Consider the following 18,316-nt stretch of genomic DNA (forward strand, 5'->3'; position numbering starts at 1 on the left):
CCAACCCCCAAAGGGGGCTTAACCCAAATTTAATATGGAACAAAGTATTAACGATATAAAATCAAAGTCTCCTTCAGGGGATTTAGGGGTGATAAAAGCAGGAATTATTGGAGGAGCAGGATACACGGGCGGAGAGATGTTGCGTATTTTGGTAAACCACCCACAAGTAGCAATTGCTTTTGTAAATAGCAGCAGCAACGCTGGCAACCTAGTTTCGGATGTGCATACCGATTTGTTTGGGGATACAGACCTGAAATTTACTGACCAAATTTTGCAGGATATCGACGTGCTATTTTTATGCGTTGGTCATGGAGATGCCAAGAAATTTTTGGACGCAAATCCGATAAACGAAAAAGTTAAAATCATCGATTTATCGCAAGACTTTAGGTTAGCTCAAAACTCGCAACTCGCAGCCCGTAACTTTATTTACGGTTTGCCAGAATTGAATAAAGACAAAATCGCTTCTGCGAAAAATGTAGCCAACCCAGGTTGCTTTGCCACTTGTATCCAATTGGGCTTATTGCCGTTGGCTTCAAAAGGCTTGTTGCAAAGCGAAGTACATATCAATGCCACTACAGGCTCTACAGGTGCAGGTCAAAGTTTGAGTAAAACTTCACATTTTAGCTGGAGAAACAACAACCTTTCGGTTTATAAGGCTTTCGAACATCAGCATTTAAATGAAATTGGGGAGAGTTTAGTCCAATTGCAGGGCGAAGTAAAGGAAGCTTTAAACTTCATCCCACAACGTGGCGATTTCACCAGGGGGATTTTGGCTGCGATGTACATTGAAAGCGATTTGACCGAAGAAGCTGCATACGAGCTTTATGAAAGTTATTATGCCAGCCATCCATTTACCCATGTAAGCCGGAAAAACATTGATTTAAAGCAGGTGGTAAATACCAACAAATGCCTGATCCATTTAGAAAAACATGGCAATAAGTTATTTATCATCAGCATTATCGATAACCTTTTAAAAGGTGCTAGCGGACAAGCCGTTCAGAATATGAACTTAATGTTTGGCTTGGACGAAACAGCAGGGCTAAAATTGAAAGCGGCTAATTTTTGAAAGGTAAAAAGGTGTAGGGTATAAGGCTTAAGGTTATGAGAGACTATAAAAAACTCGATGTTTGGAAAAAGGCACATGAACTGAATATGTTCATCAAAAAGAGTATTGCTACTCGGTTCCCGAAAGAAGAGCGATTTGAATTAACGTCTCAATTAACTAGAGCTTCGTTGTCCATACCTTTAAATATCGTAGAAGGATGCGGAAGGTTTACAGATAAAGATTTCGCACACTTTCTAAATATCGCTTTAGGTTCTACTAATGAAATAGATTATTGTTGTTTGTGTGCTTCTGAATTGAAATACATCAGTGAAGAAGATTATCTAAAAGTGAACCAATTAATTAACGAAGTTAGAGCAATGCTAATTTCATTTTTAAAATTTTTGAGAAGTGGAGGGTAAAACCTTAATCCCTAACACCTCATACCTTATACCTCAATTATGAACTTATACGACGTATACCCGTTAAACGACATAGAAATCACCAAAGCATCGGGCAGTAATGTTTGGGATGCTAACGGACAAAAATATTTAGACCTATATGGCGGTCATGCGGTAATTAGCATTGGCCATACCCACCCGCATTATGTACAGCGTTTAACCGAACAGTTAAACAAAGTGGGGTTTTACTCTAATTCCATTAAAATTCCTTTGCAGGTACAATTGGCAGAAAAGCTAGGCCAAGTTTCTGGAAAAACAGATTACCAATTGTTCTTGTGCAACTCAGGAGCTGAAGCTAACGAAAATGCCTTAAAATTGGCTTCTTTTTACAACGGTAGAAAGAAAGTAATCGCTTTTAAAGGTGCTTTTCACGGTCGTACTTCATTAGCTGTTGCCGCTACCGATAATCCAAAAATTGTAGCACCAGTTAACGAGACCGACAATATTATTTTCTTGCCTCATAACGATGAGCAGGCGCTGGCCAATGAATTTGCAAAACATGGAAATGAAATTGCGGCGGTAATTTTGGAAGGCATTCAAGGCGTAGGCGGCATTAGAGAAGCCTCCAAAAGCTTCCTGCAAAAAATACGTTCACTTTGTGATGAACATAATGCCGTGTACATTGCAGATAGCGTACAATGTGGGTATGGCAGAACAGGGCAATTCTATTCGCACGACTGGGCTGGAGTAGATGCTGATATTTATACCATGGCTAAAGGAATGGGCAATGGCTTCCCAATTGCGGGGATTTCTATCGCTCCTAAATTTAAGCCTTGGCACGGACAACTGGGAACTACTTTTGGCGGAAACCATTTGGCTTGTGCCGCGGCTTTAGCAGTGTTAGAAGTGATCGAGAAAGACAACCTGATGAAAAATGCCGAGGAAGTAGGCGCTTATCTGATCGCAGAGCTAAAGAAATTCGAACAAGTAAAGGAAGTGCGTGGAAGAGGCCTGATGATTGGTATTGAATTGCCGGAAGAGCTCGCACATGTAAAGAAAGAGCTATTGTTTAAGCATTTTATCTTTACGGGCGAAGCGAAGCCTAACGTAATCCGTTTACTGCCAGCATTGAATTTAACCAAGGAACATGCAGATGAGTTTTTGACTGCGTTTGCTGAATTAGTGAAATAATAAAACTACCCGTCATTGCGAGGCACGAAGCAATCCTACAACGTTAGTATGAGATGTCGCTTTAAGATTGCTTCGTGCCTCGCAATGACGAACTTGATAAGTGAATGAGGTTAAGGCAATGCTGATTAACCTCTTGAAGAAAATTAGACAATAAAATAGGAAAAGCTTTTTGCTTTCCGCTTTAAACTTTCCGCTTAAAATGAAACTTTTCTCTTCCGTAAACGATGTACAAGACATCAAACAGTTGGTTGCAAGTGCTTTGGCATTAAAGGCTAACCCCTATGCGCGTAGCGATTTGGGTAAAAATAAAACCCTTGGACTGGTGTTTATGAACCCAAGCCTGCGTACCCGTTTAAGCACCCAAAAAGCAGCCCTTAACTTGGGGATGAGTGTAATGGTGATGAACATGGACAAGGAAGGTTGGGCGCTGGAAACCCAAGATGGCGTGATCATGAACGGCACTACCGTAGAGCATATCCGTGAGGCAGCTGCCGTAATGGGCGAGTATTGCGATATCCTGGGCTTACGTTCTTTCCCTAAGCTACAAAACAGGGAAGAAGATTACAACGAAGAGTTTTTTAACAAGTTCGTGAAGTTTTGCGGCGTGCCGGTGGTAAGTTTAGAAAGTGCAACCAGACACCCATTGCAAAGCTTGGCCGACTTGGTGACCATCCACGAAACTTGGGAGCCATACCGCATTGATGCCAAAGCTAGGCCAAAAGTAGTGTTGGCTTGGGCACCTCACATCAAACCTTTGCCGCAAGCGGTTCCAAACTCCTTTGCAGAGTGGATGAGCAGGGCGCAAGCCGAAGGAATGTTGGATTTTACCATTGCACAACCAGAGGGTTTTGAACTTAATGAAAGCTTTACCCCTGGCGCTAAAATCTCCCATAACTTAGATGAAGCGATTGCTGATGCAGATTATGTTTATGTCAAAAACTGGAGCAGCTACAAGGAATATGGCAAGTTGTTGGATTTTCCGGAGGGATGGATGATGGACAACGAGAAGCTGAAACTGACCAGTAATGCCAAAATAATGCACTGTTTGCCTGTTCGCAGGGATTTGGAATTGGCCTCGGAAATATTGGATGGACCAAACTCTCTGGTGATCCACGAAGCTGGAAACAGATTATGGTCTGCACAGGCAGTGCTGAAAGCGATGTTGGAAGAAATATAAATATAAAAATACACCGTTATTGCGAGGCACGAAGCAATCTTACAACGATGGGGGAATTCTACCGCTTTAGGATTGCTTCGCAAGCTCGCAATGACGATAAAACAGTATGCAAAAACTAACCATCATAAAAATAGGCGGAAACGTTATTGACAACTCCGAAAACCTACACCATTTTTTGGAAGATTTTACGGCCTTAGATGGCCCTAAAATATTGATTCACGGGGGTGGTAAAATTGCGACCGAAACCAGTGCTTCCCTAGGAATTGAAGCGAAAATGGTAGACGGCCGGCGGATTACCGATATTGAAACCCTGCGTGTGGTAACCATGGTTTACGCTGGATTGATCAATAAAAACATTGTTGCCCAGCTACAAGCTAAGGGTGTAAATGCTATTGGTTTAACCGGAGCGGATGGCAATATCATTAAAGCTAAAAAACGTCCCGTAAAAGAAATTGATTATGGTTTTGTAGGCGATTTGGATGAAAACTCGGTTTCTGTTACTTCTTTAGGGAGCCTGTTGCAAGCAGGCTTTGTGCCGGTGCTTTGTGCCATTACACATGATGGCGAAACACAGCTTTTAAATACCAACGCCGATACGATTGCTTCGGCGGTGGCGGTGGCCATGTCTGCGCAGTATGAAACACATTTGGTATATTGCTTCGAGAAAAAAGGGGTGCTAAAAGACGTGAATGATGATGCTACCGTGGTAAGGGAAATCCGTTCGGCTGACTTTGAACCCTTGAAAGCTGACGGAACGGTAGCAGGCGGGATGATCCCGAAGCTGCACAATGCTTTTGAAGCCATTAACAAGGGGGTAACTTCGGTTTATATTGGCAAAGCCGATGAATTGGCGGAGATCGCAACAGGCACTTTTGGGACGAAGCTGTTGAAATAAGGTTTTGAGGTGGAAGACGTAAGGTTTAAGGTTTTTGACCTCGCAATGACGAACCGGGTTGGGCTTGGGGGGGCTGAATGGCAAAGGCTTTTCGTTTATAAACCTGATAGCAGCGGACACGAAGTGCAACGGAGTAAAGCGGATAGCAGGACTAGCATTAAAAAGAGCATTACAATTGCTTTTCAAAAAATAATTAACCATCGAAACATCGGTGAAATCATAAAAATCTGTGCAACCGAGCTTGCGAGCTCATCAACGATAATCACAAAAAGATGAAAAAAATAACCATTATCGGCAGTGGAAATATTGGGCTGTCTTTGGCAAAAGGACTCGTAAACAAAGCCTATTGTGGGGCAGGGGACATTACCTTAACACGTAGGAACATCAAGTTGATGACGGAAGAGGTAGCCGCTGGGTTTAAGGTAAGCGATGACAATTTGGCCGCCATTGAAGGTGCTGATATTGTAGTTTTAGGCGTGTTGCCCCAACAGCTGAAAAAAGTTTTGGTACAGTTGGCTCCGGCGGTAAATCCTGAAAAGCAATTGTTTGTTTCGGTAGTATCTGGGGTAACCTGTGCCGATGTCCGCAAAGAACTTGGTGAAAAGGTACAGGTGATTAGGGCAATGCCGAATACCGCAATTTCCATTGGCCAAAGCATGACCTGTGTGGCGACCGATAATGCTACTGCTGAAAATTTAAATGAAGTGGTTACGCTGTTTGAAACGGTTGGGGCGGTGGTGACCATTCAGGAAGATTTAATGACCTCGGCAACGGCTTTGTGCGCCTGTGGCATCGCATTCTTTTTGCGTAGCATCAGGGCGGCATCACAAGGCGGCGTAGAAATTGGTTTCCACGCACACGATGCGCTGAAAATGGCCGTGCAAACCGCCAAAGGGGCGGCAGATTTGTTATTATTGAACCAAACTCATCCAGAAACTGAAATAGATAAGGTAACTTCGCCAAAAGGTTGTACGATTGCGGGCCTAAATGAAATGGAGCATAATGGTTTCAGTTCATCGCTAATTAAGGGAATTAAACTTTCGGCTAAAAAGGCTGGAGGGTTGTATAACGAATGAGGCTAGGGGCTTAAAGCACAAGCCTCTGGATTAGATTTTATGAGCTTTTAGCCTTAGGCTTTAAGCTTTAAGCACACAAAATGATTGAAAAATTAATAAAAGAAAGCACAGAGTTACTAAGAGATTTGATCCGCATTCAGTCTTTTAGTAAGGAAGAAGATAGGACAGCAAATTTAATTGCGCAGTTTCTGGGTGAACATGGCATTAAAACCCACCGCAAGTTGAACAATGTTTGGGCTTATAATAAGCATTTCGACGCATCTAAACCTACTGTGTTGCTTAATTCGCACCATGATACGGTAAAGCCTAATTCTGGCTACACCCGCGATCCTTATGATGCTGCCATTGAGGATGGCAAGCTGTTTGGCTTGGGCAGTAATGATGCTGGTGGCTGTTTGGTGTCGTTAATTGCTACTTTCTTGTACTTTTATGAGCAAGAAGGTTTAAAATACAACTTCTGTTTGGCGGCAACAGCCGAAGAAGAAATATCGGGAAACAACGGTTTGGAGTTGGTGATCCCTGATTTGGGTGAACTGGAATTTGCCATTGTGGGCGAACCTACCGAAATGCACTTGGCCATTGCCGAAAAAGGCCTTTTGGTGATTGATTGCACTGCTCATGGTAAAGCAGGGCATGCGGCACGCGAAGAAGGTGAAAATGCCATTTATAAGGCCTTACCAGATATCGAATGGTTCCGCAATTACCAATTTCCTAAAGTGTCGGAAGTTTTTGGCCCCGTGAAAATGACGGTAACCATTATCAATGCGGGTTCGCAACACAACGTAGTGCCCGCTAATTGCACTTTTACGGTTGATGTGCGGGTAACGGATGCCTATACCAACGAAGAGGTGGTAGAAATCATTAAACAACACGTGAGCTGCGAAGTGAAACCTCGATCGGTGAGGTTAAAGCCGTCTTCTATAGATAAAGATCATCCTATTGTTAAATCGGGAATTGCATTGGGCAAAACTACTTATGGTTCACCAACCACTTCCGACCAAGCATTGTTGTCTATTCCATCGTTAAAATGTGGACCAGGTTTTTCGGGGCGTTCGCACATGGCCGATGAATTTTTATATGTGGATGAAATTAGACAAGGTATCGAAGGCTATATCGCCATGCTGAAACCGGTAGTATCCTAAACATTTAGGAAACAAAGTTTGGAATTCAACGATTTTGTTTCCTAAATTCGAGTATTAAAATCTCTTTATAAATATTACCCCTAAAGCAGTTCTTGCTTATTTGTCGGACATGCAAATGTTTCGAAGGTTATTTTTATTACCCAAAATTTATAAGAGATCATGACTAATCATCATCATATTGCCGTAATTGGCGGCACAGGAAAATCAGGAAAATATTTAGTGAAAAAACTATTGGAAAAAGGTTTCGGCATTAAAATGCTATTGCGCAATCCTGACCAATTGGAGCTTTATCATCCCGCTATTGAAAAAGTAAAAGGAGATGCTCGAAACCCAGTGGATATAGCACTTTTATTAGAAAGTTGTACGGCGGTGTTGAGTACCTTGGGACAGCCGAAAGGCGAACCACCTATTTTTAGTACTGCAACTAAAAATGTGCTGGACGCCATGCAAAAGTTAAATATCGAAAGATATATAGTGACTACTGGTTTGAGTGTTGATGCACCTAACGACCATAAAAGTGAAAAGGTGCAACAGGCCACGGATTGGATGCGGACCAATTATGCCCCAACTACTGCGGATAAGCAGGTAGAGTATGAATTGTTAGCCCAAAGTGAGTTAGATTGGACTTTGGTAAGACTACCACTCATTGAACAAACGGACGAAGCCAAGGGAATTAAAGTGAGCCTCTACGATTGCCCTGGAGATCATATTAGTGCCACAGATTTGGCTAATTTTATTATTGAGCAGCTAGACAGTGCCGAATATATTGGAAAGGCACCGTTTATAGCCAGTATTTAAAAACAAAAAGGCGGTGAGTTTTCATCGCCTTTTTGCATCGTGTATTAAAAATCTTTCTTGGGTATTTTGGATAATTGCGATGAATCAATTTTAAAGCGAAAGGTATTGGAGTAGCAGACTTGATCAAAATTTTTAAACTTCAATCTGCACAAAGCATCAAAATCACCCTTGCGTTGAATTAATTTTGCGACTAGTATCTGCTTCGGTTTTAAGAACATGGTTTTTGCTCCTGTACTGCAATAAGTGTAAGCATAGGCAGGTTCTTCGATATCTGTCCATTTTCCCAGTTTATTTCGATACTGCATTACTACCTTACCTAAATCATTAAATTGTCCAATGTATAATGTCGAATCGCTCTGATTTTGTAGAATAATAGCATAGGCTGGTTCTTTTATGATTGAGTCCATCCGTTTAACATCAATGCCGTCTTCTATTGAATGGCTTTCGAAGATGGTGAGATTGGTCAGTTTGATAGAAGTGTCTACCGTAAGGGTTACCTGGTCGAGATATCTTAATACGATGTCTGGAAATTTCTCGAACTCTCCGTGGCTAGGAAGCTGTTTTCCAAAACGAATGGTGTCTTGCGTTGGACCTATATAATAAACTGGATAATAGCTCATTCCAGTAGCTTTTTTCTGAGGTGTTAACGTAAGATCTAGAGAAACGGAGTCGATTAAGACGGTTTGTCGGTAGCGTTGTATGTTCAGTGGCTTTTGGCAGGATATGCAGCCTAAGGCTACTATTAAGAGCATTAAAAGTCTATTCATATAGCAAAGATGCAGTTATGATAGGTTTTCCATAGCATTGCGGATGGATGAATAAAAAAGGCGGTGAAACTCACCGCCTTTTCTTTTAGTTGTCTGCTTCGTCAAAAGCTCTAGCTTCCAAATGTTTTTCCATATCTAATCGGTTAACCCCTTTACTCCACCATTCTGGAGCAGGTTTGCCTTTCAACATGTAATCAAAATATTCCATCATACGTACCGCATAATCTTTACGGTTTGGCAGTTTGGCGATACCGTGGTTTTCGCCTTTGTAGGTAATCATTACCACTGGCTTGTTCAATCTTCTTAGGCCGTTATAGTACTCAATACCTTGGGTAAAATCTACCGCACCATCTTTATCATTGTGTAATAACAACAATGGGGTTTTCACGTTTTTGATGTGGTAAATTGGCGAGTTGCGTGCAAAAGCATCCCAATTGTCCCAATAACCTGGTGTTAAACGACCTTGGCTAGCTTCAAAAATAGCTTGGTTGGTACCGCCACTGTTCCAATAAATCAAACTATACATGCTGATCATGTTGGTTAACGGAGCACCAGCTGCCGCAGCTTTGAAGATGTTGGTTTGGGTAATTAAGAAAGAGGTTTGATAACCACCCCAAGAGTGCCCGTGGATCGCTACATTTTTCTCATCTACAATACCTGTAGCTATCGCTGCTTTCACTGCAGGTACTACGCAAGCTACCGCCGACATGCCGGGGTCGTTCAGTTTGTACTTAATGTCTGGCATCAACACGGCATAACCGTTGCTCAAATACATGCCCGCATTAAAACCACCACCAGGGAAACCTGGCATGCTGTAGTTGTTTAAGCCATCTGTTAAACGCTCATAAATGTAGGTAATGGTTGGGTACGATTTTCCGGCTTGGTAGTTTGCAGGCAAATAAAGTGCTGCCTGTAAAGTATCGCCATGCGCACTCACATATTTAATCAACTTCACGCCCGAAGTCCAAGCATATTTAGCTTGATCTGGCGTGTTGGTGTTCACTTGTTTAGGTGCGGTTAAATCACTATTGGTGCTGGCATAATAAACTGGAGATTGCGCATAATTGCTTTTAGAGTAAGCAAAAACCTTTGCATTCTCGGCTTTGGTTAAAATACCATAGCTATTGGCATCGGTAAATAATATATTGATTTTTGATTTGCCTGCCGGAAGCACACCAATGCCCATATCCTTGGTTTCGTTATTGAAAACGGTAAAGTATTGGTCCTTGCTCAGGTCTGCACCTTTTTCGTTAGTATAAATACGATATCTGCCAGCTACTGCGGTTTTTTTGCTTTTCCAGTTATCAGACAAAGCCGTTACTGATTTTCCGTCCGCAGAAATCTTCCACAAATCATAATTGTCCATAATTAGGGCGTATTTCGAGTCCGAAGACCAGCCGTAATTGGTCGTAGCAGGTTTGGTAACGTTATGGTCATCCAGCTGGTCTACAAAAGAGGCCTTGATGTTTCCGGTAAGATTGGCTTTTTGGCCGGTTTCGAAGTTCACGCTGTAAAATACACCATCCACATAATAGCTGGCAATTTTACCGTTAGGAGCTACAAATAAACGCCCACCGTTATTGCCATACATTTTTTCGAATAATACCTTTTTACTGCCTGTTTTAAGATCAATGAGGTAAACGTCGGTATAGCTCTGTCCATCCAAATTGCCCATCAGTTCGTATTTCGAATTGTCGTAGCCAATCGCATATAGTTGCTTAGGAGCCACACTTACGGAGCGCATGTTACTATCCGCAAGTTGGGTGAATTTTTTATCCGCAAGGCGATAAGAACTTACATAGCTGAAGTTTTTATCTCTCATTTCCTGCGTTTGTTGTGCAGATTGAAGGCGTCTGTCTTGCCAGTTCCAGATAATCATGTCCGGTTTCTCGATATCGTCTTTTTTCACTTCTGGCGCAGGAGCAGCTTTTGCCTTTGTCGTACTGTCCGCTTTAACCTCTGGTTTACCTTTGGCTTTAGCGGTGTCCGCTTTTTTATCTTCTTTTTTGGTTAAGGTGTTGATGCCAAAAAACAAAGTAGTTTGGTCATCAGACCAGTATGGGGTAGCGTTGGTGTTAATGCCCATCCCTTTGGGGAAATTGCTGTCATCAATGCCATTGTAAATCACTTTAGCGGTTAAATCACCATTGATTTTATTGATTCCAATTACACTTAGTACCTCGTCTTTGTACTTGTCGTTTTTGTTGGATTTCAACAGGGCAAATGCAGTGCCGTCTTCGTTCCAGTTGATGCTTTTATAAACAGCCTTATCATTATCCAACGCGGTAATGTTTCCCGTTTTCATATCTCTCAAGAAAACACCATTGCCGTTTTGGCCATTGGCATCAACTGTATAAGCCAATTTATCGCCGGCTTTGTTAAAGGCAAATTCGCCCACGTTGCCCAGGTTAAAGCTTTTTTTGCTGGCCAGGTGATACAAAAGTACGTCAGTTCCTTTGGCGGCATCTTTGTCTTTAGGAGCGGTTTCCAGTGGGGCAAATTGGATGGCTATCCAGTCTGGGGCATCACCAGAAAAACTGAAAGTTCTTACTCTTTCAAAAGTAGTTTGTTTATTGTCGGCCAATGAAACCAATAACAGCTTATCGTATAAAGGCTTCATGGTTTTTCTAGCGGCTTTAGCTTCCGCATCTTTAGCTGATACTTTGAAAGCGGCATACTTTGAATTTTTGGAGAACAAAGCAAAGCTAGGCGTAGCCCCGATAGGATAGCTGTAGCTTAGGGTATCAAAAGTTTTTTTGATCACCATTTTCAGGTCGCCTTCTGTTGGGCCTGTTGCCCATGCAGTCCATTGGCCATCTCCAGAAAGGGTATTTCCTCGGTTGTAGGTCCACTTAGAAACATCTTTCCAAGTGAGCGCAGGCTTTACCTGGGCTTGTGTGGAAGTCGTAAACATCCCGCCGAGCAGCAATAGAGATAAAGTTATTTTCTTCATATTTTAGGTCTTTGTACAAATGTATATGATTTACTCCATAAAGTAGTATGTTCCGGGCATATTAATGCATCTTTGTTGCATTTTTTAGGTTCATCGCTTTGCTTTACCATCTTGAGCGTAATTATTGTATTTTTGTTGCGGAATAATAGAAACGAACTAAATAAGTCGCTTTGTCATGCTGAGCACAGCGAAGAATCTGAAAAATAGATTCCTCCTAACCTTGGACCGACGGCAGAACGCAACAAAAATATACGTAATGAAAATTGCGTTAGCAAACTTCGTTACCACTGAAAAGAAAATATAAAAGCAATGAAAATCTGGCAGAAAAATGTAGATGTAAACCAATTTGTAGAAAATTTTACCGTAGGGAAGGATAGGGAATTGGATTTACAGATGGCTAAATTTGATGTATTGGGCTCGTTGGCGCATACGCAAATGTTAGAAACCATTAACCTGCTTACTGCCCAGGAACTTCAAGAGATACAGCTAGCCCTTAAAGAAATCTATAAAGAAATTGAAGCTGGAAGTTTTACGATAGAAGACAGCGTGGAAGATGTGCACTCGCAGGTAGAGTGGCTGCTGACCCAACGTATTGGCGAGGCTGGCAAGAAAATCCACAGCGGGCGTTCACGTAACGACCAGGTTTTGGTGGATCTGAAACTTTATTTCAGAAGCTGCATTGAGGAAATGGTGGGAAATACACAAGATTTGTTTAACCAGTTAATTTCCCTAAGCAACCAGCATAAAGATAAATTGTTGCCAGGTTATACGCACTTGCAAATTGCCATGCCATCATCTTTTGGTTTATGGTTTGGTGCTTATGCCGAGAGCTTGGCCGATGATATGGAGCTGATGTTGGCGGCATGGAAAATCACCAATAAAAATCCATTGGGTTCTGCTGCGGGTTACGGATCTTCATTTCCGTTAAATAGAACTTTAACTACTGAACTTTTAGGTTTCGAAAGCTTAAACCATAATGTGGTGTATGCGCAAATGGGCCGCGGCAAAACCGAACGTATTTTGGCGCAGGCCATGTCGTCGGTAGCGGCAACTTTGGCAAAAATGGCCATGGATGTTTGCCTGTTCATCAACCAAAATTTTGGCTTCATCAGTTTCCCTTCAGAGCTGACCACAGGCAGCAGCATTATGCCGCACAAAAAAAATCCCGATGTTTTTGAGCTGATAAGATCGCGTTGCAATAAAATACAGGCTTTGCCTAATGAAATTGCCATGATGACCACCAATTTGCCATCAGGTTACCACAGGGATTTGCAGTTACTTAAGGAAAATCTTTTCCCAGCTTTTATTTCCTTAAATGAATGTTTGGAAATCACGACGTTTATGTTGCAACATATTTCCATTAAAGATGATATTTTGAAGGATAAAAAGTATGATTACCTGTTCAGTGTTGAGGTAGTTAACGATTTGGCCTTACAAGGCGTGCCTTTTAGGGAAGCGTACAAAATGGTGGGCGAGCAGATCGAAAATGGCTCATTTAAGCCGCAATATGATTTGAAACATACCCACGAAGGCAGTATTGGCAACTTGATGAACGCACAAATTACTGAAGCCATGCGCCAAACCCTAACTGGATTTGGTTTCGAAAAGGTGAATAAGGCCATTGCTAATTTAATTGCCTAATGAAACTCAAATGTGGTTTGCTGTTAGCCTTGGCGCTAGTTAGTTTGAAGCTATGGGCCCAAAAGGCTGATACTATTACCATTGTTTCCTACAACATTCACCATGGTAATCCGCCAGCAAAACCTGATGTGATAGATTTAGATGCCATTGCCAATGTACTTGCCAATCAACAACCTGACTTTGTAGCACTGCAAGAGGTAGATGTTCAGGTTAACCGCTCGGGAAATGTGAACCAAGCGGAGTATCTGGCTAAGAAACTGAATATGTATTTCTATTTTGCCAAAGCCATTGATTACGATGGAGGGGAATACGGTGTTGCGGTACTTTCTAAATATCCCATTTTGGCACAGCAAACTTTAAAATTTTCGCGAATAGAAGGTGTTAAAGCGGAAGACCGGGTACTGGCCGTTGTGACCGTTAAGCTTGGCAATGGAAAACAAGTTACTTTTGGCTCTACCCATTTAGACCATCAGAAAGATGAAGCCTTGCGATTGCTCCAAGTGTCGGAAATTGTGAAATATGCCGAAAAGGAAAAGGGCGCATTCCTCATTGCTGGCGATTTTAATGCTGTGCCAAATTCAGCTACGATACAACTTTTAGACAAGGGTTTTAAACGTACCTGTCAGCAATGTGGCTTTACCATACCAGTAGTTACGCCCAAAAAGGCCATTGATTTTATTGCTTTTAAACCTAACCGGAAAATTTCGGTATTTAGTCACGAAGTTGTTCAGGAACATCAGGCCTCTGATCATTTGCCCATTGTTGCCAAAATTATCTTCAAGTAATATTTGAAAAACTAAGTCTATTTCGATAAACCTTGCAGGTTTCTCGTCGGGGTTATTTTTGTTGTTCCCTTACCTTAAAAATTAAATTAACGTGTCCTGTTTGTTTCTTTTTGGTTAAATTTTGAAATAAAATAAAAGATAATTTAGAATAAATCAAAACAAAATGAAATGTATATTTGGTTATACAAAACAATCTATAACCAAAATATCATGAACCGTAGAAATTTACTTAAAACACTTTCGCTTACCGTTGGTGCGTCCATTGTAGGTACAGAGGTGTTGGCCAAAGTTGGCGAACGTTCCTTTCTGTACAACATTCCAGAGAACCCCAATCACAAAAGTTTGGATAAACCTGTAACCGCAATTACGATTGGCGCCGGAAACAGAGGTATGGTGTATGGTGGTTTTGCGGCAAAATTTACTGATCAAATTAAAATTGTTGGTGTTGCCGAGCCAAATGCCTTCAGAAACGATAGATATGCCAAAATACATAACATACCAGCTGAAAACCGTTTCAACACTTGGGAAGAGGTGTTTAAAAGACCAAAATTTGCCGATGCGGTGATCATTTCTACGCCAGATAACCTGCATTATGAACCTTGTATGAAGGCTTTGGCTATGGGCTACGATATCCTTTTGGAAAAACCTATTGCCCCTACGGAAAAAGAGTGTAGGGACATTTTAAATCTGGCAAAAAAGAACAATCGTATCGTAGCGGTTTGTCACGTGTTAAGGTATGCGCCTTACTTTGTGAAAATGAAGGAGCTTATTGCCAATGGCGCTATTGGAGAAGTGATCAGTATCCAACATTTTGAGCCTATAGAGCATACCCACATGGCCCACTCTTATGTGCGGGGAAACTGGCATAACTCTAAAGAAACTACGCCAATCATCTTGGCCAAATCATGCCATGATTTGGATATTGTGAAGTGGGTAATTAACAAGCCTAGCAAGAAAATATCAGCCATGGGCGATTTGAAATGGTTCAGGAAGGAAAATGCGCCTCAGGGGAGTACCGCTCGTTGTACCGACGGATGTAAGGTAGAGAGAACATGCCCTTATTCGGCAATCAAGGAATATGTTGATCTTAACAAACGTACCTCGGTTTTTGACGTCCCTACTGGAACCAAAGACCGTAAAGCCTTCATCACCGAGAAGCTGAAAACAACCAACTACGGGCGTTGTGTGTACAGGATGGAAAATGACCAGCCAGACCACTACGTAACCAATATCCAATTTGCCGACAGTGTTACGGCTAGTTTCTCCATGGAGGCCTTTACATCCTACCACGGTAGAAGAACCAGGGTAATGGGCAGCATGGGCGATTTGGTGGGCGACATGACCGAGCTGGTGCATTATGATTTTAGGACAGGAAAAGACACCAAGTTTATTCCCAAAGCTGAAGATGTGGAAGAATACAAGAACAGTGGCCACGGTGGCGGCGACTGGCTGCTGGTGCGTGACTTTGTGCAAGCAGTAGCACAAAAAAATCCAGCTTTACTTACCTCAACAATTGATGAATCTATCGAAAGCCACGTGATGGGCTTTATGGCCGAGGAAAGCCGTAAGCAAAATAAAGTAATGGATATTAAGATGTAACTGTTTTTTAGGTGAGTGCTAACAAAAAATCCCGCTAGGTTTTTCTGGCGGGATTTTTTGTTAAAAAGATTTTAGCCTATTTCAGTGCGATCTCCGATTTTCCCATCTGGAAGCCATCGGCATACAAAAAGATGCCATATATTCCCTTGATAAAGGCTCTGGGGTTAATCCAATCTATCTTGTACCGGGTTTCGTCGTTGTTGTAAGAAATTTCTATCGCCCTGCTATACTGCATCTGCTGGCCATCGGCCTCAAACATATTGTTCTCATCCGCAATTAAATTTCCTGCGGGGTCAATTACCCTCAGGAAAATTTTATGATAGGTTTTTTCGGCCAAATCATTTGGTACAATGGCAAAATCAATGGTGAGTTTGTTGGCCGTACTTGCTTTAGTTACGATAGAGGTTTTGCCATTGTCCTTAACCCTGAACGCCAAAATGTTGATGTCCGATGCTTTTAGCGAAGAGCCCACCTTTACCTTTCGGTTCAAATTCCTGTTTTCTTTCCTTAGGTTTTCGGTTTGTTCATTGTAACTGTTAATGCTGGTCTTTAAACTGTCACGCTCTGTTTTCAAGAAAGAGTTTTCCTGCTCCAAAATAGCAATTTGGTTGTTGTAGCTCTTTACAAAATCTCTTAGGGAGCTGATTTGCTTATGGGCTTCATCCAGTTCCTTCTGCGTGAGCTCTCCTTTTTTAAGGGCTAGCTTAAGTTCTGCTATTTTTTCCCTGGCCAGTTTCTGTTCCTCAATAAGTCTATCGTTAAGGGTCACATTCAAGAGGTTCACTCGGTCCAGTTCCACTTCAATTTTCTCCACCTCTAGCTTTAAACGATCTTTTTCTGTACTGATGGTTACAAACCTGCTGGTTTGTTGTTGGTCCCTAAAATAGAGGTAGCCATTTATGCCTAGCAATGCAACAATTACAACAATGAGAAAGTAAACCTTATTCCGATCTACCTTGTTATCTACAGTTTTTTCCTGTGTCTGCATTATGTTTTTGAGTCTCTTAAATAAAATCTGTAGCGCTAATGATTTGCTAACTTAACAAAAAATCAAAAAAGTATAAAAATAATGTCACTTTTGTATTTAAACAACCTAAAAGTTCGTTAACCTATTTAGCGTATTAACAAACCATTCAGCATGTTCAGATTCCTATCCAAGTATAACCTCGTATTTGCACTTTTTTTATCGATTGCTTTCGTTTCAACATTAAACGCTCAACAAGAAGCAAAAATTGTACCTAAACGCGAATTTAGAGGGGTATGGATTGCAACGGTTACCAATATCGATTGGCCATCAAAGCCGGGGCTTAACGCAGACCAGCAAAAGCAGGAACTGATAGCTATTTTAGACCAGCATCATCGGAACGGGATGAACGCCATTCTGCTTCAAATAAGGCCTACGGCAGATGCTTTATATGCTAAATCCAGGGAGCTGTGGAGCCACTGGCTGCTGGGCAAGCAAGGCGCTGCACCTGCACCAGGTTATGATCCTTTGGCTTTTGCCATTAAGGAGGCACACCAGAGGGGCATGGAGCTGCACGCATGGTTTAATCCCTACAGAGCCACCATGTCGGCCAGGGCGGTTACGCATCCTGAGCATATCACCAACAAAAGACCCGAGTTATTCTATACGTATGGCGGGCAAAAACTGTTCGATCCGGGCATTCCCGAAAACAGGGAATATATCACGCAGGTAATTTTGGACGTTGTAAAAGGCTATAATATTGACGGCGTGCATTTTGATGATTATTTCTATCCTTACCGTATCTCGGGGCAGGTAATCAATGATTCGGCCACCTTTGCAAAATATCCCAACGGTTTTACCAAAATAGATGATTGGCGAAGAAACAATGTTGATTTATTGGTAAAGATGGTGAACGACAGTGTCCACTATTATAAGAAACATATCAAATTTGGCATTAGCCCTTTTGGTATTTGGCGAAATTTTAGGGAAGATACCCTGGGCTCTAAAACCAATGGCCTGTCCAACTATGGGGAGCTTTATGCCGATTCAAGGAAATGGATTAAAGAAGGTTGGGTAGATTACATCAATCCGCAGATTTATTTCTCGTTTTCACGGGCTGCGGCCCCTTTTAAGGTATTGTTAGACTGGTGGGGCAATAATACCTTCGGCAGGCATCTATATATCGGACAAGCGGCCTATTTGATCCATAATGGTTCTACCAAAAGAGAACCTGCCTGGGCAAGGCCGGGTGAAATTCCCAATCAAATTAGGGCAATTAGGGAAAACAACCGTGTGCAGGGCAGCGTTTATTTCAGTTCAAAGTCTTTTTCAACGGTGGCGCGTGGGCTTGCAGATTCATTGCGGAACAACTTTTATAAGTACCCGGCCCTGCCTCCGCAAATGCCCTGGATAGATGACATAGTGCCCAATGAGCCGCAACACTTAACCGCAGAGGCACAAAACGATGGAATCAATATCAAATGGACCAAACCTTTGAAGGCTAAAGATGGAGAAACGGCATCGGGATATGTCGTTTACCGTTTTGATGAAGGCGAAAAGATTTCGGTGTTGGACGCTAAAAATATTGTGCATATCACCTTTGAGGATTATACCTTTTTTCTGGATACCAACGTAGAAAAAGGAAAGCGCTATAGCTATTTGGTTACGGCACTAGATCGTATCAAGAACGAAAGCGATCCAAGTGGGCCGGTTGGTGTGGAGGCTAAATAAAAAAAGTCCACCAAGCGCTTATACTCCGTGGACCCTTTGGAAATTTACTGATCAAAGTTTTGTCTTAACGGTAATTACTTTTCCACTGATAGATTTTCCATTGTGCAGTTGTATTTTGTGTGATTGTGCTCTGGTAAAAAAGGGAAGGATTGCT

General features: G+C 41.9%; 15 protein-coding genes. 12 read left to right on the forward strand and 3 right to left on the reverse strand.

Going from position 1 to position 18,316, the window contains the following annotated elements; all coding sequences use genetic code 11:
- Positions 1 to 34: 34 nt before the first annotated feature.
- From argC to DUT71_RS03050, 8 genes are all read left to right on the forward strand, one after another.
- Complete coding sequence (gene argC / locus DUT71_RS03010; RefSeq protein ID WP_113661022.1) at positions 35 to 1,066, forward strand: N-acetyl-gamma-glutamyl-phosphate reductase; 1,032 nt, start codon at positions 35 to 37, stop codon at positions 1,064 to 1,066.
- 35 nt (positions 1,067 to 1,101) lie between these two features.
- Positions 1,102 to 1,464: a four helix bundle protein gene (locus DUT71_RS03015; protein ID WP_113661023.1), complete on the forward strand. Its 363-nt coding sequence runs from the start codon at positions 1,102 to 1,104 to the stop codon at positions 1,462 to 1,464.
- A gap of 39 nt (positions 1,465 to 1,503) precedes the next feature.
- Positions 1,504 to 2,634 (forward strand): aspartate aminotransferase family protein, encoded by a 1,131-nt coding sequence (locus tag DUT71_RS03020; protein WP_113661024.1) that lies wholly within the window; start codon positions 1,504 to 1,506, stop codon positions 2,632 to 2,634.
- Between the two features lie 199 nt (positions 2,635 to 2,833).
- On the forward strand, positions 2,834 to 3,811 hold the full coding sequence (locus DUT71_RS03025; RefSeq protein ID WP_113661025.1) for a Rossmann-fold NAD(P)-binding domain-containing protein: 978 nt from the start codon (positions 2,834 to 2,836) through the stop codon (positions 3,809 to 3,811).
- Between the two features lie 106 nt (positions 3,812 to 3,917).
- The gene (gene argB / locus DUT71_RS03030; protein WP_113661026.1) at positions 3,918 to 4,706 is read left to right on the forward strand and encodes an acetylglutamate kinase; all 789 of its coding nucleotides are present in this window, start codon (positions 3,918 to 3,920) and stop codon (positions 4,704 to 4,706) included.
- A gap of 272 nt (positions 4,707 to 4,978) precedes the next feature.
- Positions 4,979 to 5,782, forward strand: coding sequence for a pyrroline-5-carboxylate reductase (gene proC / locus DUT71_RS03040; RefSeq protein WP_113661028.1), 804 nt, complete (start codon positions 4,979 to 4,981; stop codon positions 5,780 to 5,782).
- 80 nt (positions 5,783 to 5,862) lie between these two features.
- Complete coding sequence (locus tag DUT71_RS03045) at positions 5,863 to 6,924, forward strand: M20 family metallo-hydrolase (RefSeq protein ID WP_113661029.1); 1,062 nt, start codon at positions 5,863 to 5,865, stop codon at positions 6,922 to 6,924.
- Positions 6,925 to 7,083: 159 nt separating this feature from the next.
- On the forward strand, positions 7,084 to 7,722 hold the full coding sequence (locus DUT71_RS03050) for an NAD(P)-dependent oxidoreductase (protein ID WP_113661030.1): 639 nt from the start codon (positions 7,084 to 7,086) through the stop codon (positions 7,720 to 7,722).
- A 44-nt stretch (positions 7,723 to 7,766) separates the two neighbouring features.
- On the opposite strand, the gene DUT71_RS03055 is transcribed toward DUT71_RS03050, so the two are convergent.
- Together DUT71_RS03055 and DUT71_RS03060 are read right to left on the reverse strand one after the other, a co-directional pair.
- On the reverse strand, positions 7,767 to 8,489 hold the full coding sequence (locus DUT71_RS03055) for a GIY-YIG nuclease family protein (protein ID WP_113661031.1): 723 nt from the start codon (positions 8,487 to 8,489) through the stop codon (positions 7,767 to 7,769).
- 85 nt (positions 8,490 to 8,574) lie between these two features.
- Positions 8,575 to 11,442 (reverse strand): alpha/beta hydrolase family protein, encoded by a 2,868-nt coding sequence (locus tag DUT71_RS03060; RefSeq protein ID WP_113661032.1) that lies wholly within the window; start codon positions 11,440 to 11,442, stop codon positions 8,575 to 8,577.
- Between the two features lie 309 nt (positions 11,443 to 11,751).
- Between DUT71_RS03060 and argH the strand changes: the two genes are divergently transcribed.
- The 3 genes from argH (at position 11,752) to DUT71_RS03075 (ending at position 15,467) form a co-directional block, all read left to right on the forward strand.
- Positions 11,752 to 13,083, forward strand: a complete 1,332-nt coding sequence (gene argH, locus DUT71_RS03065) for an argininosuccinate lyase (RefSeq protein WP_113661033.1) — start codon at positions 11,752 to 11,754, stop codon at positions 13,081 to 13,083.
- Positions 13,083 to 13,868, forward strand: coding sequence for an endonuclease/exonuclease/phosphatase family protein (locus DUT71_RS03070; RefSeq protein WP_113661034.1), 786 nt, complete (start codon positions 13,083 to 13,085; stop codon positions 13,866 to 13,868). Before argH ends, DUT71_RS03070 begins: the two co-directional genes overlap by 1 nt.
- A gap of 210 nt (positions 13,869 to 14,078) precedes the next feature.
- Positions 14,079 to 15,467: a Gfo/Idh/MocA family protein gene (locus DUT71_RS03075; RefSeq protein WP_113661102.1), complete on the forward strand. Its 1,389-nt coding sequence runs from the start codon at positions 14,079 to 14,081 to the stop codon at positions 15,465 to 15,467.
- Between the two features lie 76 nt (positions 15,468 to 15,543).
- On the opposite strand, the gene DUT71_RS03080 is transcribed toward DUT71_RS03075, so the two are convergent.
- Positions 15,544 to 16,455, reverse strand: coding sequence for a hypothetical protein (locus DUT71_RS03080; protein ID WP_113661035.1), 912 nt, complete (start codon positions 16,453 to 16,455; stop codon positions 15,544 to 15,546).
- Positions 16,456 to 16,605: 150 nt separating this feature from the next.
- On the opposite strand from DUT71_RS03080, the gene DUT71_RS03085 reads away from it, so the two are divergent.
- Positions 16,606 to 18,162 carry a glycoside hydrolase family 10 protein gene (locus tag DUT71_RS03085; protein WP_113661036.1) on the forward strand — a complete coding sequence of 519 codons (1,557 nt, stop codon included), beginning with the start codon at positions 16,606 to 16,608 and terminating at the stop codon, positions 18,160 to 18,162.
- The last annotated feature ends 154 nt before the right edge of the window (positions 18,163 to 18,316 follow it).

The sequence above is a fragment of the Pedobacter nanyangensis genome (assembly GCF_003313505.1).
GTDB lineage: Bacteria > Bacteroidota > Bacteroidia > Sphingobacteriales > Sphingobacteriaceae > Pedobacter > Pedobacter nanyangensis.

What these genes read in the sequence shown, in the direction of transcription:
- argC (WP_113661022.1), top strand. Translation starts at nt 35, where the DNA reads ATGGAACAAAGTATTAACGATATAAAATCAAAGTCTCCTTCAGGGGAT.
- DUT71_RS03015 (WP_113661023.1), top strand. Translation starts at nt 1,102, where the DNA reads ATGAGAGACTATAAAAAACTCGATGTTTGGAAAAAGGCACATGAACTG.
- DUT71_RS03020 (WP_113661024.1), top strand. Translation starts at nt 1,504, where the DNA reads ATGAACTTATACGACGTATACCCGTTAAACGACATAGAAATCACCAAA.
- DUT71_RS03025 (WP_113661025.1), top strand. Translation starts at nt 2,834, where the DNA reads ATGAAACTTTTCTCTTCCGTAAACGATGTACAAGACATCAAACAGTTG.
- argB (WP_113661026.1), top strand. Translation starts at nt 3,918, where the DNA reads ATGCAAAAACTAACCATCATAAAAATAGGCGGAAACGTTATTGACAAC.
- proC (WP_113661028.1), top strand. Translation starts at nt 4,979, where the DNA reads ATGAAAAAAATAACCATTATCGGCAGTGGAAATATTGGGCTGTCTTTG.
- DUT71_RS03045 (WP_113661029.1), top strand. Translation starts at nt 5,863, where the DNA reads ATGATTGAAAAATTAATAAAAGAAAGCACAGAGTTACTAAGAGATTTG.
- DUT71_RS03050 (WP_113661030.1), top strand. Translation starts at nt 7,084, where the DNA reads ATGACTAATCATCATCATATTGCCGTAATTGGCGGCACAGGAAAATCA.
- DUT71_RS03055 (WP_113661031.1), bottom strand. Translation starts at nt 8,489, where the DNA reads ATGAATAGACTTTTAATGCTCTTAATAGTAGCCTTAGGCTGCATATCC.
- DUT71_RS03060 (WP_113661032.1), bottom strand. Translation starts at nt 11,442, where the DNA reads ATGAAGAAAATAACTTTATCTCTATTGCTGCTCGGCGGGATGTTTACG.
- argH (WP_113661033.1), top strand. Translation starts at nt 11,752, where the DNA reads ATGAAAATCTGGCAGAAAAATGTAGATGTAAACCAATTTGTAGAAAAT.
- DUT71_RS03070 (WP_113661034.1), top strand. Translation starts at nt 13,083, where the DNA reads ATGAAACTCAAATGTGGTTTGCTGTTAGCCTTGGCGCTAGTTAGTTTG.
- DUT71_RS03075 (WP_113661102.1), top strand. Translation starts at nt 14,079, where the DNA reads ATGAACCGTAGAAATTTACTTAAAACACTTTCGCTTACCGTTGGTGCG.
- DUT71_RS03080 (WP_113661035.1), bottom strand. Translation starts at nt 16,455, where the DNA reads ATGCAGACACAGGAAAAAACTGTAGATAACAAGGTAGATCGGAATAAG.
- DUT71_RS03085 (WP_113661036.1), top strand. Translation starts at nt 16,606, where the DNA reads ATGTTCAGATTCCTATCCAAGTATAACCTCGTATTTGCACTTTTTTTA.